Source organism: Aureimonas sp. AU12, from assembly GCF_001463705.1.
Classification (GTDB): domain Bacteria; phylum Pseudomonadota; class Alphaproteobacteria; order Rhizobiales; family Rhizobiaceae; genus Aureimonas.
Genome location: NZ_BBWH01000031.1, coordinates 153,502 through 167,035, shown reverse-complemented (window position 1 = coordinate 167,035; position 13,534 = coordinate 153,502). Strand labels below are relative to the sequence as shown.

Sequence of the window (13,534 nt, the reverse complement as noted above, 5' to 3'; positions counted from 1 at the left end):
TTAAAGCCAGACGATCTAGAGACCTTCCGCGCTCGTTTCCCGCGCAAAGGCGCACGGTTCCTCAAGCCGCGAGGCATTCCCATGGCAGTCGACACGAAGAAGCAGATCACGGTGTTCGGAGGGTCCGGCTTCCTCGGACGTTACGTCGTGCATGCGCTCGCCAAGCGCGGCCACCGCATCCGCGTCGCCTGCCGCCGGCCCGACCTCGCCTATCACCTGCAGATCGCGGGAACGCTCGGCCAGATCCAGGCCGTGCAGGCGAACCTTCGCTATCCCTGGTCGATCGACCGCGCGGTGGAAGGGTCCGACCACGTCGTCAACCTCGTCGGGATCCTGACGGAGGCCGGCAAGCAGAACTTCACGGTGCTGCAGGCCAAGGGCGCCGGCCTCGTGGCGGAAGCGGCGGCCAAGCGCTCGCTGCCGATGGTCCAGATGTCGGCGATCGGCGCCGATGCTGCGTCCAACTCCGAATATGCGCGCACGAAGGCCGAGGGCGAGGCGCGCGTTCTCGCGGCCGTGCCGGAGGCGGTGATCCTGCGCCCCTCCATCGTCTTCGGCGCCGAGGACCAGTTCTTCAACCGCTTCGCCAACATGGCGCGGCTGTCGCCCTTCATTCCGCTGCTCGGCGGCGGCGCGACGATGTTCCAGCCGGTCTTCGTCAACGACGTGGCGCTGGCGGTGGCGGGTGCGGTGGACGGCAAGGTCGCGGGCGGGCGCGTCTACGAGCTCGGTGGCCCCGAGGCGCTGAGCTTCCGCGAGATGATGGAGGAGATGCTGCGCGTCATCGAACGCCGCAAGCGCTTCCTCTCCATTCCCTTCGGCACCGCCGCCTCGCTCGCCAATCTCGCGCAGTACATGCCGGGCGCGCCGCTGACGCCCGACCAGGTCGTGCAGCTGCAGATCGACAATGTCGTGTCCGAGGCGGCGAAGGCCGAGGGGCGCACCTTCGAGGCGTTCGGGATCCGTCCGCGCACGCTGGAGGCGGTGCTGCCGACCTATCTCGTGCGGTTTCGCCCGCAAGGCCAGTTCACCAAGCCGCAGGACCACGACGACCGCCCGGCGGAGGATTCGAGCCTGCCCGGCGACGACGGCGTCGCCAAGGCCTGAGGCGCAGGCGCGGCTGAGCTCGCGCTGCGGCATGTCGGGCATCCAACGGGGAGGGCGATGGCTCTCCCCTTTTTCATGGGCGGGACGCGCCCGATCGGCATGCGGCGGATCGGCCGCGAGGCGACCGACCCGTTTCGCTGGACCTGCAGTGGCTTACAGGGCCGGCGCGCGGGTGGCGGAGGCGAGAAGCGGGGCGGCGTCGGCGGGCACGAGGCGCACCACCTTGAAGCCGCGTGCCTCGAGGCCGGCGAGAAGGTCGGGCAGCATCTCGACGGTGCGCATGTGAATGTCGTGGAAGAGAATGATGCCGCGCCCATGCCGTTCGAGGGCGGCGAGCGTGCGCTCCTTCACCAGCGAAGGTGAGCTCGGGAAATAATCCTTGGAATCCACGTCGACGTCGATCGCGACGATCCCCTGTTCGGCGATGCGCTGGCGCAGCGAGGGGCGGTCGGCGAGGTAGGGGAAGCGGAAGAAGGGCGCGGGTTTCAGGCCGATCGGCTCGAGCGCTTCAGCGACGCTGAGCTGGCCGGCGCTGATCTCGGCCATCGCCGCCGCGTCGCTGAGGCGGGCGAGATTGCTGTGGTTCTGCGTGTGCGTGCCGATCGTGTGCCCTTGTGCGGCCACGTCTTGCGCGATCTCGGGATAGGCGTCGGCCATCGCGCCGACCATCAGAAAGGTGGCGCCGACGCCGCGCGCCTTCAGCGCCGCGAGGATGCGCGGCGTCTTGCCGGGCATCGGGCCGTCGTCGAAGGTCAGCACCACCTCGCGGTCGGCGAGCTGGATGTCGGAAAGCCGCGAGACGGGAATCGAGCGGCCGGCGAGCGGCGAGACGAAGGCGGGCTGGAAGGACTGGCGCAGCGGAAAGGCGTCGTCGGCGGATGGGGTCGCCGCGAAGCCGAGCGCCGGGACCGCGCCGGTGGCTGTCGGCGCCCGGAGCGCCAAGCTCGACGCCTGGTTGCCGGCGCAGGCCGTGAGGCCGAGCGCGAGGGCACTGACGGCGAGGAGGGAAACGGCTGGCTTCATGAGAGGCACTCGGCAGGGAACGATGGGCCGAGTGGTAAACGAGCGTGGTTAAGGTGGGGTTGAGAGGGGCGCGCGGGCCAATGATCCGCGAGGCGACGAGGCGGGCCGGCGAGGATCCGCCCCGCCCGTCCGCCGAGACCTCAGCGGTAGGCGAGGAGGACGCCGATGCCGATGGCGCCGACGACGATGCGCCACCATGCGAAGGGCGCGAAGCCGTAGCGCGAGACGAAGCCGAGCAGCGACTTCACCACGACGAGCGCCGAGAGGAACGAGACGACGAAGCCGATGGCGATGAGCGTGGCGTCGTCCATCGTCAGCAGCGCCCGGTTCTTCAGGAGATCGTAGGCGAAGGCGCCGGCCATGGTGGGCATGGCGAGGAAGAAGGAGAACTCGGCGGCCGAGCGCTTGTCGGTGCCCATGAGGAGGGCGCCGGCGATCGTGGCGCCCGAGCGCGAGGTGCCGGGGATCATGGCGAGGCACTGGAACAGGCCGATCTTCAGGCAGAGCGACAGCGGGTAGTCCTCGACATCCCTGTAGCGCGGCACCAGCGGCAGGCGGTCGATGACGAGGAGCAGGACGCCGCCGACGAGGAGGGCGACGCAGATCGTCATCGGCGAATCGAAGAGGACCGTCTTGATGAAGTCGTGGGCGAGCGCCCCGATCACCGCTGCCGGCAGGAAGGCGAGAAGGATGCCGCCGACGAAGCGCCGGCTCTTGGCCGAGGAGGGCAGGGTGGTCGCCAGATGCCAGAGCCGCCCGAAATAGACCGAGAGCACGGCCAGCACCGCGCCGAGCTGGATCAGGACGGGGAACGTGTCGCCCGTGGTCTTGAAGCCGAGCAGCTCGCCGGCGAGCAGGATGTGGCCGGTTGAGGAGACGGGGATGAACTCGGTCAGTCCCTCGATGAAGCCGAGGATGATCGCATCGAGATATTGAAAGCTGTCCATCAACACGTCCTGGGGGCGCTGGCGACGGCGAGGGGCCGGAGCGCGAATCACTGATATCAAGGAGGCCGGGCCGTGGCCCTTGCGGGCGTTCAGTATCGGCCTCGAACCTTTCGGCGGCATGACGGCGAGAATACGAACGCGAAAGCCGCCTTGCGCATCGGGCGGTTTGGATTATCTCCTCGCCAACCACAAGGTTCGAAAGCCATCCTTTACGAACCGCCAACACAAGCCGGTCTAGGGTGGCGTCGTCTGGCAGCCCTCGGCCGCCTTTCGCCCGCCTTCCTCGAACGTTCGAGTGTCTGCCCTTCATGCTCACCCTTCACCACCATCCGATGTCCGCCGCCTCCCGCTTCATCCGGCTGGTGCTCGGCGAGTACGGCGAGCGTGCGGAACTGGTGGACGAACGTCCCTGGGAGCGGCGCCCCGAGTTCCTGGCGATGAACCCGGCGGCGACCCTGCCGATCCTCGTCGAGGGCGCCGGGCCGCCGATCGTCGGCGGAATGGTGGTGGCCGAGTATCTCGACGAGACGCGCGGCGCCTTCCAGCGCGAGCGACGGCTGCTGGCCGAAAAGCCCTTCGAGCGCGCCGAGATCCGGCGGCTGACCGAGTGGTTCCTCGTCAAGATGGACGGCGAGGTGACGCGCTATCTGGTGCGCGAGCGCGTGTTCAAGCTGGAGATGCGCACCAACGAGGGCGGCGGCTCGCCCGACGCCTCGGCGATCCGGGCCGCGCGCGCCAACCTGAAGAACCACATGCGCTACATCGGCTGGCTGGCCGAGAGCCGCAACTGGCTGTCGGGCCCCAAGCTCTCCTATGCCGATCTGGCGGCCGCCTCGGCGGTGTCGATCCTCGACTATCTCGGCGAGGTCGCCTGGGACGAGGAGCCGGCGGCCAAGGAATGGTACATGCGAATGAAGTCGCGCCCCGCCTTCCGGCCCTTCCTGACCGAGCGCGTGCGCGGCATCCCGCCGGTGGCGCATTACGCCGAACTCGACTTCTGAACCTGACGCCGGGCCGCTCGCCGATCCCCGCGCCGCGATCCCCGCCCTGCTCGGGCTCCAGGTTTCGATCTCGTCCGCCGGGTCCGGCGACGAAGCCGTGTCCGCTTCGCCCGGAAATGCTCTAGGATCGGCGGGCCATGGCCGAGACCCTTTCCCCCGACGCGCTCCGGCGCTTTCTCGACGCGGATGCGCGGCGTCTGGGCTTCGATGCGCTCGGCGTCACCGATGCGCGCAACGAGGGCGTGGCCGGCGAGCGGCTCGACCGGTTCATCGCGGCCGGGCATCACGGCACGATGGACTGGCTTCCCGAGACCGCCGAGCGGCGGCGCACGGTGCGCGCCCTCTGGCCCGAGGCGCGCTCCGTGGTGGTGCTCGGCCTCAACTACGGGCCGGACGAGGCCGATCCGCTGGCGATCCAGCGCTTGCGCGACCGGGGCGCGATCTCGGTCTATGCGCGGCACCGCGACTATCACGACGTGGTCAAGGGCAAGCTGAAGGAACTGGCGGGGCGCGTGGTGGCGCGCGCCGGATCGCGCGAGGGCGCTCGCGCCCACGACGCCAAGGTCTTCGTCGACACCGCGCCGCTGATGGAAAAGCCCCTCGGCGAAGCGGCGGGCCTCGGCTGGCAGGGCAAGCATACCAATCTCGTCTCGCGCCAGTTCGGCTCCTGGCTCTTCCTCGGCTCGATCGTCACCACGATCGCCTTCGAGGCCGATGCGCCGGGGCGCGATCTCTGCGGTTCCTGCCGCGCCTGCCAGGACGCCTGCCCGACCGACGCCTTTCCCGAGCCCTACCGGCTCGATGCGCGCCGCTGCATCTCCTACCTGACGATCGAGACGAAGCGGGCGATCCCGGCCGAGTTCCGCGCCGCCATGGGCAACCGCATCTACGGCTGCGACGATTGCCTTGCCGTTTGCCCGTGGAACAAGTTCGCCGTTACCGCTCGCGAGGCCAAGCTTCGGGCCCGCGAGGATCTCAAGGCGCCGCGCCTCGAGACGCTGCTGGCGCTCGACGATGCCGCGTTCCGCGCGCTCTTTTCGGGTTCTCCGGTGAAGCGGGTGGGGCGGGCGAAGTTCGTCTCCAACTGCCTTGTGGCGGCCGGCAATTCCGGCGAGCCGGCGCTCGTGCCGCTCATCGAGCACCTCGTCGCCGACGAGGCCCCGCTCGTTCGGGCGATGGCGGTCTGGGCGCTCGCGCGTCTCGCGCCCGCACGCGCCCACGCGCTGCGGCTTGACGCGGGCCCCCGCGAACGCGACGAAGGGGTGCGCGGCGAGTGGGCGGCGCTCGATGCCGGGGACGATCCGTTCGCGCCCGGCATCGTGCCACGAACCGATACCCCCGGCGCCCCGGACCCTGCGAGATCCCCCTCATGAACCCGACCGCCGCCAACGACGACCGCCGCCCGACCCGCGCCGACACGGCCCGCGCCGTCGGCGACGGCGAGCACGGCGAGGGGCCGATGCGGCTCTTCGTGTTCGGCTGCGGCTTCTCGGCCCGCGCCTTCACCGACACGCTACCGCACGGGCTGGTGGCCGGCGTCACCACGCGCACCCCGCAGAAGGCGGCGAGCCTCGCCGCGCACGGGCTGAAGCCCTTCGTCTTCGACGGCGAGCGGCCGGGGCCGGGGATCGATGCGGCGCTGCATCGCACGACGCATCTCCTCGTCTCGATCGCGCCGGGCGAGCGCGGCGATCCCGTGCTGCGCCAGTATCGCGACGAGATCGTCCATGCGATGCCCCAGCTTCGCTGGATCGGCTATCTCTCGACCGTCGGGGTCTACGGCGACCATGGCGGCGCCTGGGTGGACGAGACCACCGAACTGCGCCCCGTTTCGCAGCGCTCGCACGAGCGCGTGGCGGCCGAGGAAGCGTGGACGCAGGCCGCCGGCGAGCGCGGCACGCCGCTGGCGATCCTGAGGCTGTCTGGCATCTACGGGCCCGGTCGCAACACGTTCGAGAACCTGAAGGCTGGCCGCGCCCGGCGGCTGGTGAAGCCCGGCCAGGTGTTCAACCGGATCCACGTCGCCGACATCGCCGGCGCGCTGTCACTGCTGGCGGGCTCGGCGACCGGCGGGGTCTTCAACGTCACCGACGACGAGCCGGCGCCGCCGCAGGACGTGGTGGAGTACGCCGCCCGGCTCGGCGGCTTCCCGATGCCGCCCGAGGTCGATTTCGAGACGGCGGACCTGACCGAGATGGCACGTTCTTTCTACGGAGAGAACAAACGCGTCGGTAATCAGCGCTTGAAATCGCTCGGATACGAATTTTATTTCCCGACATTTCGTGAAGGGCTGATGGCGCTCAAGCCCGGGTCCGCAGGGGATACGATCACGTAACCCTTTCTTATCATATCCTAATTAAATATTCCGTGATGGAACCGCCGCTTTTTGGCCGTTTCCCGCCCGCACTCAGCCCCTGTCGATCGGCGGGGACCACGAGGGAAATTCGTTAAGGATTTCAAAAGGCTCGGTCCCTGTCCGCATGAAACTGGACAGGTTCGGACATTTGAACAAGACGACGCTCGTTGCCGCCACGCTGGTTGGCCTCTCCGCCCTCTCGATGATCCCGGCCCATGCGGCCCCGCGCATCAAGACCACCTGCGGAGGCGCCTCCTGGTATGCGCTGACCTCGCGCACCGCCTCGGGCGAACGGATGAACCCGATGGGCCTGACCGCCGCCCACAAGACCCTGCCGCTCGGCTCCAAGGTCAAGGTCACCAATCTTCGCAACCAGCGCTCGGTCGTGGTGCGCATCAACGATCGCGGTCCCTTCGTGAAGGGCCGGATGATCGACCTTTCGAAGGGCGCCGCCTCGAAGCTCGGCTTCATCTCGTCGGGCCACACGCAGGTCCAGATCGAGCCCGTCGACGGCGCCTCGGCCGGCGGCTGCGCCTGAGCCGACTTTGCTCAGTTTGCGAGCCGTGCCGTTTCGTCTTTCTTGACATCTGATCCCTAGAAGAGGTGGGCCCTCGACGACGAGGGGGTCGGGGCGTTCGTCGCCGTTGCTGCAAGAGGCATGGCGGTTTGGCGCATCCGATCGATCTGACGACGGTTCTGCTGCTCCACACGACCGCCAGCGCCGTGGGGGGCGCCGCCTTCGTCAATGCCTGGCGACAGGAGGACGCGCCGCAGGGCCTGGGAACACTCGCGATCGCCTACTTCTCGATGGCGATCGGCGCCAACCTGGCCAGCTGGGGCGCCTTCTACGGCCTGCCGCTCGCGGTCTGGACCCACGGCAGTCTGGCAGCCGGCATTCTCGCCTACGTCCTGCAACGCGAAGGACTGCGGCGCGTCGACGGCCTTCGCAGCCAGCGCCGGATCGGGCTGGCGGTGGCCGCTCTCCTGCTCGCCGTCACGTCCCTGGCCGGGTGGACCCTCGTCGACTTCGCGCGGGCCGCCGTCTTTCATGGCGTGGCCGCGGCCTCCCTTCTCGTCTCGGCGGTCACGGTCGGCCTTCGGGGTCGCCGGGATCCCCTGCCGTCGCGCAATCCGCTGGCCTTCACGCTCGGGGCGAGCGGCCTCGTGTATGCCTTCGAGGTTCCAGGCCTCCTGGCGGGGACACTGGCCATCGAGACGCTGGCGCTCGCCTTCTTCGTCCAGATCCTCGCGATTTTCGCGGTCGCCCTCTTCGTCCTGTCGCTGACGCGCGAGCGCGTGGAAGCCCGGCTGAAGCAGCAAGCCTCGTCGGACGCCCTCACCGGCGTCGGCAACCGCCGCCACTTCTTCGCTCGCGTTCCCGCCTGTCTTGAGCCCGGCGACGCCATCCTCATGCTCGATCTCGACCGCTTCAAGCGGATCAACGACACGCATGGGCACGGCGCGGGCGACGAGGTGCTGCTGGCTGTGTCGGGTCTGGTAGAGAGGGCGAGACGGACGCAGGACGTCTACGCGCGGTTCGGCGGCGAGGAGTTCGCGCTGTTCGTGCCCGGCGCCGGCGAGGCCGCGCGCCCGATCGCCGAAGCGCTGCGGCTGGCGGTGCGGGATCTGACGGTCGAGGCGGGCGGCGTGCGCATCCCACTGACGGTGAGCATCGGCCTGGCCAGCGCCGGCGAGGCGCTGCGCTCGCGCGACGACCTCGTGCGCCTTGCCGACAAGGCGCTCTACGGCGCCAAGCGGAGCGGGCGCGACCGCGTCGAGACAATCGAGGGCCTGAGGGCGGACGAGGCCGCGCGCGAGGCCGTCGATGCGCTGCGCGCGCTGGGCGCCCGGCGAGACGAAGCGGGCGCCGCCCCGGCCGACGCGTTCAGGCCCGTTCCAGCCGATCGACGAACCAGCGGGTGAGGCGGGTCCAGACCTCGTCCTTCTCGGCGGCGTCCTCGACGCCGTGTTCGAGATTGGGGTTGTCGTTGACCTCGATGAGAAAGACGCCGCGGTCGGTCTCCTTCAGGTCGACGCCGTAGAGCCCGTCGCCGATGCAGCGGGCGCCGCGAAGGCCGAGGTCGAGGACGTGGGCCGGCGCGTCGGCGAGTGCGAAGGCGGTGAAGCCGCCCTCCATCGGGCGCCCGCCGGCGTCGTGGTTGATGATCTGCCAGTGCGCCTTGGCCATGTGGTACTGGACCGCGAAGAGCGGCTTGCCGCCGAGGATGCCGACCCGCCAGTCGAAGCGCGTCGGCATGTATTCCTGGGCGATGAGGAGGTCGGAATCCTCCAGCCATTCGCCGGCCAGCGCCTGCAGGGCGGCCATCGTCTCCAGCTTCTTCACCCCGCGCGAGAACGACCCGTCGGGGATCTTCAGCACCATCGGGAAGCCCAGCTCGTCGGCCGCCTTCGCCAGATCCTCCTTGCCCCCGATCATCACCGAGCGCGGCACGGCGACGCCGTTCGCCGCCATCAGCTCGTTCAGATAGACCTTGTTGGTGCAGCGGATCATCGACACGGGATCGTCGATGACGGGCATGCCCTCCTGCACGGCGCGCCGGGCGAAGCGATAGGTGTGGTTGGAGAGCGAGGTGGTCTCGCGGATGAAGAGCGCGTCGAAATTGGCGAGGCGCGGCAGGTCGCGCCGGGTGATCGGCTCGACCTCGACGCCTATGCGCGCGGCGATGCGCGACCAGTGCCGCAGCGTCTCGACGGAGGAGGGCGGCAGCTCCTCCTTGGGGTCGAACAGCGTGGCGAAGGAGTATTTCGCCGGCGTCTTGGAGCGGGCGTCGCGCCATTCGCGCGCCGTGTAGCGCTCCAGCGCCGCGAGGAAGCGGCGCTTCTCGGCCTCGATCATCTTGCCGATCGACAGGAAGCCGATGCGCTTGATGCGCACGCCGTCGCGCATTTCCAGCGTCACCTCCAGCGCCGGCGCGCGGAACCAGTCGAAGAGCAGCTTGGCGAAGCGGTCGAGCCGGGGCTCGGGGGCCAAGCCGAAATGCACGTGGATCGGGCCGTCCGGCAGGGGATGGCGGTCATAGGCCTTGGCGAGCGCGGCCTCCAGCTCGGGCAGGGCGTTCTCGTAGAGCTTGCGCTCGGAGAGATCGATCATCGTCTCCACCGAGGGGATGACGCGATGGCCACGCGCGCCGGCGAGCAGCGAGGCGTAGTAGCCCCGGCTCTGGTAGGCGGTGTTGCGGCAGAGATTGATGATCTTGGGGCGCTGCCCCCCGAAAAGCGCGGGCCGGGCGAGATAGTCCCGGCTCGTCATGATCTTGTGCGGCGTCGAGGCGTTGTCGAGATCGGAGAGACGGCCGACGAGGATGACCCATTGAGACATGGGGGCGCGGACTTTCGAAGGGCCTGTTCGCGCCTCGGAACGGACGGGTCCGGAAGCGCGGCAGCCGGGATGCGGACGGGGGACGACGGGGGACGGGTGAAGGGACGGGCGCGCGCGACACCGCCGCCGGGCCCATCGAGGGCGGCGAGCGGTGATCAGCCGGCACGTCGTTCGAGGAATACGGCGGCCTTGAGGCCGACCTTGCCGAAGCGGGCGATGGCGGCGAAGGCGGCGTAGGGGATGGGCAGGTTGGCGGCATCCGACATCGACTCGCCTCGCTCGTCGGCGACCCAGGGGTCGTGGATCACGAGATGGCGTCCGTCGTCGCCGTGCACCAGCACCCAGTGCGGCACCTTCTGGCCGAACATGCGATAGCCGGAGATCAGCACCATGGCGGTCTTGCCCGCGGCGACGGCGGCGCGCAGATCCTCGATCGTGAACGGCTGGATCGCCACGGGGATCTCGTAGGCCACGGCGCGGGTGCGAAAATCCTCCTGCGCCAGCGCCATGATGCGCTGCTTCTCGGGATTGCGCACCCCGTCGAGGAAGAGGTCGCCGGGCTCGGAAACGTGGATCTCGGCATCGAGGCCCATCTCGTGCGCGGTGACGGCAAGGCCGTAGGGCTCGCAGCCGCCCGGCCCCGACATCATGAAGATCGTGGTGGCCTGGCGCCAGAGCCGCAGCTCCAGCACCGGGCTCATGGCGATGCCGCTCCCGTCGCGCGCCAGCGCCATCATCAGGCAGCAGGCGCCGCAGGTAAAGTCGGTGGTCTGCTCGTAATAGGGCACGCCGGTGTCGAGCGGATGCTCGCCGCGCAGCGTCTTCTCGAAGCGGATGGCGGTCGTGTGATCGGCGTAATAGTCGAGATAGCGGCCGATCGGCCGGTACTGCTCGCTCTCGTAGAGCTGGATGGCGCGGGCATTGTCCTCGCGCACTTCGAGACGCAGGCCGATCCGGTCGCGCTCGAAGGCCTCGCGCTCGGCCCGGCGCAGCAGCGCGCGGCCCAACCCGCGGCCCGCGGTTTCACGTGAAACCGCAATCGAATAGAGCCGGGCGAGCGCCGTGCCGGCGCGAAACAGGATGGCGCAATAGCCGGCGAGGGCGCCCTCTGCGTTCGCCGCCACGAGGACGAGCGCCGAGCGCGACTGAAGGAGATTGCGGAACGAACGCCGCGAGATTCGGTCGGCGTCGAAGGAAGCGCATTCCAGAGCGACCAGCGCATCGACGTCGTCGAGCGTCGCCGGACGGATCGCCGGCGGCGGCGGTGCGGTCGCGGAACGGGTGGAGGTGAGCGGGGCGGTGAAGCCGGGGGATGTCGCTGGCATGGAGGACGCTTGCAGACCGGAGCCGGGCCGTCGCGTTGCCCACAGGGCACCGGGGCCGTCGGTTTCCATATAGTCTCCATCCCGCCGCGCCGCGAGAGGCGATGCGCAGGGGATGGAAAGCCGGGCAAGATGAACGAGCGGGTGGAACGGGTGACGCATCGCGGGCTCGACGAGCGGGTGGTGGTCCTGCGCGCGGGCGACGAGGTCGATGCGGTGTTCGTGCGAACGGAGCGCTTCTGCGTTCTCGTCGACACGCTGAGCACGCCCGACCTCTGCCGACAGGCGCTGGATCTCGTGGCGGCCGAGCGCGCGGGGCGCCCGCTTCTCGTGGTCAACAGCCACATGGACTGGGATCACTTCTGGGGAAACGCCGCGCTGCCGCCCGGGACCGTGATCATCGCGCAGACGGCAGCACTGGATCGCTTCCACCAGCCGGAAACCGCGGCAACGCTGCGCGACATGGCGGCCCGGGAGGCGCGCTTTGCCGGCATCGAACTCGTCGCGCCGACGATCGGCTTCGCGGGCGCGATGCGGCTGGAGGGCGGCGACCTGACGCTTCACCTCCTGCACACGCCCGGCCATACGCCCGATCATCTCGCGGTCTGGATCCCGGAGATCCGGACCTGCCTCGGCGTCGATGCGGTGGAGGATCCGATCCCGGAGGTCTGGAGCACGGCACTGGGCGACCTTCGGGCGCTCTGCGTCTCGCTCCAACGCATCGCCGATCTGAAGGCTGCCATCCTGCTGCCGGCCCACGGCGGCACCAGCGATCCCGGTCTCGCCGCCCGAAACCTCGCCTATTTCGATGCCCTGGCGGCGCGGGTGGCGGGTGCCGGCATCGAGGACAGCAACGACGAGAGCGATCTGGCGGTGCGACCGGGTCTGCGCTTCGAGGATCTGGTGCCCGCCTGCCGGGCGATGACGGCCGAGATGCGGACCTTCTATCGCGGCGTCCACGCCCGCAATCTCGCCGCCACCGTTGCGGCCCATCGGGCGGCAGGCGGGCGCCCATCCGTCTGACGCGTCAGGCGGGGACGGCGAGCGGCGTGATGTGCGGCGCCAGATGGACGAGCGGCGCGACCGGCGGGGCCGCCGGCACGAGCGCGGGCGCGATGCGCTCCAGCGCCCGCTTCAGCGCGTCGAGGCAGGTCGCATCGATCGCCGAGCCGACGTCGCGGTCCATGATGGCGAGCGCTTGGCTGACGGGCATCGCCGCGCGGTAGGGCCGATCGGCGGTGAGGGCGTCGAAGATGTCGGCGACGGTGACGATGCGCGTCTCGAACGAGATTTCGTCGCCCTTCAAGCCTTCTGGGTAGCCCTCGCCGTCGAGACGCTCGTGGTGCGAGCCGCCGACCGCCGCGATGTCGGCGAAAGCCGGGATGCGGCCGAGAATGGTGCGGCTGTGGGCGGAGTGAAGCCGCATCTGCGCCCATTCCTCCTCGTCGAGCTTGCCGGGCTTGTCGAGGATCGTGTTGGAGACACCGAGCTTGCCGATATCGTGGAGGAGGGCCGCACGCTTCATCCAGCGCCGCTTCTCGTCGGTGAGCCCGAGGCTTTCGGCGATAAGGTCGGTGACGAGCGCGACGCGCTTGCAGTGGCCGGACGTGTAGGGGCTCTTGGAATCGACGATCTCGGCGAAGGCTTCGGCGATATCGTCGAGATAGTCTTCGTCGATCCCGGCATCGGTTTCGTCGAAGCGATGGCGCAGGACCTCCTCCGGGCCGCGCAGCGTCGCCCAGAAGGCGGGATCCTCGCCGACGCCCTCGAGCGCTGTGACGAGCGCGGGATCGAACCAGCGCCCCGCGCGCTTGCGGGCCTCGCGCAGCGCGCCCTCGGCGCTCCCGCCATGGTGGAAGACGTCGACCACCTGCGCCAGGAGCGCGATGCGCGAAAAGAGCGGAATCGCCGCTCCGACGAGCTGGTTGGGCTTGCCGCCGCCGTTCCAGTGCTCGTCGAGCGAGGCGACGCCGTCGGCGACGGCGTCGGAAAAGCGCAGGCGGCGTGCGATGGTGGCGCCGCGCCCGCAGCGGGTCTCGATCAGCTCCTGCGCGATCTCGCCGCCGTTCTGCATGATGTTGACGATGGCGCGGAAGCGCTCGGCCAGGCCCGACTTCAGCCCGGTCTGGCCGATCACGAAGCGCAGCACCTGCGGCAGGCCGTCGTCGATCTGCTTGAAGGCGTGCTTAAAGCGCCGATCGTCGGTTAGGTAAAGCTGGCAGAGCCGCGCCGCGTTGGACGAGCAGCCGAGATCCTTCAGAAGCAGCATGTAGTGGAGATCGCGCAGCGCCGCCGGGCCGAGTCCGATCTCGGCGCCGATCCGCGTGCCGATGAAGGCCGAGCGCAGGCAATGACCGGGCGGCTGGCCCTCGGTCATGTCGAGCGCGTGGCTCAGCGCCTCGATGATGTCGCAGAGCCGCACGCCCTCGTCCGGAGGG

Annotated in this window: 12 protein-coding genes; 7 read left to right on the top strand and 5 right to left on the bottom strand. The window is 69.5% G+C overall.

Annotated features, from left to right (window positions below):
* Nucleotides 1–81 precede the first annotated feature (81 nt).
* Nucleotides 82–1,107, top strand: a complete 1,026-nt coding sequence (locus AUL33_RS13720; protein ID WP_062208985.1) for a complex I NDUFA9 subunit family protein — start codon at nt 82–84, stop codon at nt 1,105–1,107.
* Nucleotides 1,108–1,260: 153 nt separating this feature from the next.
* Here AUL33_RS13720 and AUL33_RS13715 read toward each other — a convergent pair whose 3' ends face one another.
* Both AUL33_RS13715 and AUL33_RS13710 read right to left on the bottom strand, forming a co-directional pair.
* Nucleotides 1,261–2,130, bottom strand: coding sequence for a polysaccharide deacetylase family protein (locus AUL33_RS13715; protein WP_062208982.1), 870 nt, complete (start codon nt 2,128–2,130; stop codon nt 1,261–1,263).
* A gap of 140 nt (nt 2,131–2,270) precedes the next feature.
* Nucleotides 2,271–3,077, bottom strand: coding sequence for an undecaprenyl-diphosphate phosphatase (locus AUL33_RS13710; protein WP_062208979.1), 807 nt, complete (start codon nt 3,075–3,077; stop codon nt 2,271–2,273).
* A 308-nt stretch (nt 3,078–3,385) separates the two neighbouring features.
* Here AUL33_RS13710 and AUL33_RS13705 point away from each other — a divergent pair, with 308 nt between their 5' ends.
* The 5 genes from AUL33_RS13705 to AUL33_RS13685 all read left to right on the top strand — a co-directional run bounded on the left by AUL33_RS13705 (nt 3,386) and on the right by AUL33_RS13685 (nt 8,357).
* The gene (locus tag AUL33_RS13705; RefSeq protein ID WP_062208977.1) at nt 3,386–4,078 is read left to right on the top strand and encodes a glutathione S-transferase family protein; all 693 of its coding nucleotides are present in this window, start codon (nt 3,386–3,388) and stop codon (nt 4,076–4,078) included.
* Nucleotides 4,079–4,215: 137 nt separating this feature from the next.
* Entirely contained in the window at nt 4,216–5,451 is a 1,236-nt protein-coding gene (gene queG, locus AUL33_RS13700; protein WP_082652582.1) for a tRNA epoxyqueuosine(34) reductase QueG, read from the top strand.
* 86 nt (nt 5,452–5,537) lie between these two features.
* Nucleotides 5,538–6,413, top strand: a complete 876-nt coding sequence (locus AUL33_RS13695; RefSeq protein WP_062209080.1) for an SDR family oxidoreductase — start codon at nt 5,538–5,540, stop codon at nt 6,411–6,413.
* A gap of 145 nt (nt 6,414–6,558) precedes the next feature.
* Nucleotides 6,559–6,972 (top strand): septal ring lytic transglycosylase RlpA family protein, encoded by a 414-nt coding sequence (locus AUL33_RS13690; RefSeq protein WP_062208973.1) that lies wholly within the window; start codon nt 6,559–6,561, stop codon nt 6,970–6,972.
* A 128-nt stretch (nt 6,973–7,100) separates the two neighbouring features.
* On the top strand, nt 7,101–8,357 hold the full coding sequence (locus AUL33_RS13685; protein WP_062208969.1) for a GGDEF domain-containing protein: 1,257 nt from the start codon (nt 7,101–7,103) through the stop codon (nt 8,355–8,357).
* Here AUL33_RS13685 and AUL33_RS13680 read toward each other — a convergent pair.
* Both AUL33_RS13680 and AUL33_RS13675 read right to left on the bottom strand, forming a co-directional pair.
* A complete protein-coding gene (locus tag AUL33_RS13680) occupies nt 8,320–9,774 on the bottom strand; it encodes a RimK family protein (RefSeq protein WP_062208966.1) in 1,455 nt (484 codons plus the stop codon). The genes AUL33_RS13685 and AUL33_RS13680 overlap by 38 nt on opposite strands.
* Before the next feature lie 155 nt (nt 9,775–9,929).
* Nucleotides 9,930–11,099, bottom strand: coding sequence for a GNAT family N-acetyltransferase/peptidase C39 family protein (locus AUL33_RS13675; RefSeq protein WP_082652591.1), 1,170 nt, complete (start codon nt 11,097–11,099; stop codon nt 9,930–9,932).
* Nucleotides 11,100–11,228: 129 nt separating this feature from the next.
* On the opposite strand from AUL33_RS13675, the gene AUL33_RS13670 reads away from it, so the two are divergent.
* Nucleotides 11,229–12,119: an MBL fold metallo-hydrolase gene (locus AUL33_RS13670; RefSeq protein ID WP_062208963.1), complete on the top strand. Its 891-nt coding sequence runs from the start codon at nt 11,229–11,231 to the stop codon at nt 12,117–12,119.
* 4 nt (nt 12,120–12,123) lie between these two features.
* Here the strand turns inward: AUL33_RS13670 and AUL33_RS13665 are convergent, their stop codons facing one another.
* Complete coding sequence (locus tag AUL33_RS13665; RefSeq protein ID WP_244492239.1) at nt 12,124–13,473, bottom strand: HD-GYP domain-containing protein; 1,350 nt, start codon at nt 13,471–13,473, stop codon at nt 12,124–12,126.
* Nucleotides 13,474–13,534 lie beyond the last annotated feature (61 nt).

Bases quoted from the DNA above. Each gene is read 5' to 3' on its own strand.
- AUL33_RS13665 (WP_244492239.1), bottom strand. From the start codon at position 13,473: ATGACCGAGGGCCAGCCGCCCGGTCATTGCCTGCGCTCGGCCTTCATC.
- AUL33_RS13705 (WP_062208977.1), top strand. From the start codon at position 3,386: ATGCTCACCCTTCACCACCATCCGATGTCCGCCGCCTCCCGCTTCATC.
- queG (WP_082652582.1), top strand. From the start codon at position 4,216: ATGGCCGAGACCCTTTCCCCCGACGCGCTCCGGCGCTTTCTCGACGCG.
- AUL33_RS13715 (WP_062208982.1), bottom strand. From the start codon at position 2,130: ATGAAGCCAGCCGTTTCCCTCCTCGCCGTCAGTGCCCTCGCGCTCGGC.
- AUL33_RS13670 (WP_062208963.1), top strand. From the start codon at position 11,229: ATGAACGAGCGGGTGGAACGGGTGACGCATCGCGGGCTCGACGAGCGG.
- AUL33_RS13695 (WP_062209080.1), top strand. From the start codon at position 5,538: ATGCGGCTCTTCGTGTTCGGCTGCGGCTTCTCGGCCCGCGCCTTCACC.
- AUL33_RS13710 (WP_062208979.1), bottom strand. From the start codon at position 3,077: ATGGACAGCTTTCAATATCTCGATGCGATCATCCTCGGCTTCATCGAG.
- AUL33_RS13690 (WP_062208973.1), top strand. From the start codon at position 6,559: ATGAAACTGGACAGGTTCGGACATTTGAACAAGACGACGCTCGTTGCC.
- AUL33_RS13720 (WP_062208985.1), top strand. From the start codon at position 82: ATGGCAGTCGACACGAAGAAGCAGATCACGGTGTTCGGAGGGTCCGGC.
- AUL33_RS13675 (WP_082652591.1), bottom strand. From the start codon at position 11,099: ATGCCAGCGACATCCCCCGGCTTCACCGCCCCGCTCACCTCCACCCGT.
- AUL33_RS13680 (WP_062208966.1), bottom strand. From the start codon at position 9,774: ATGTCTCAATGGGTCATCCTCGTCGGCCGTCTCTCCGATCTCGACAAC.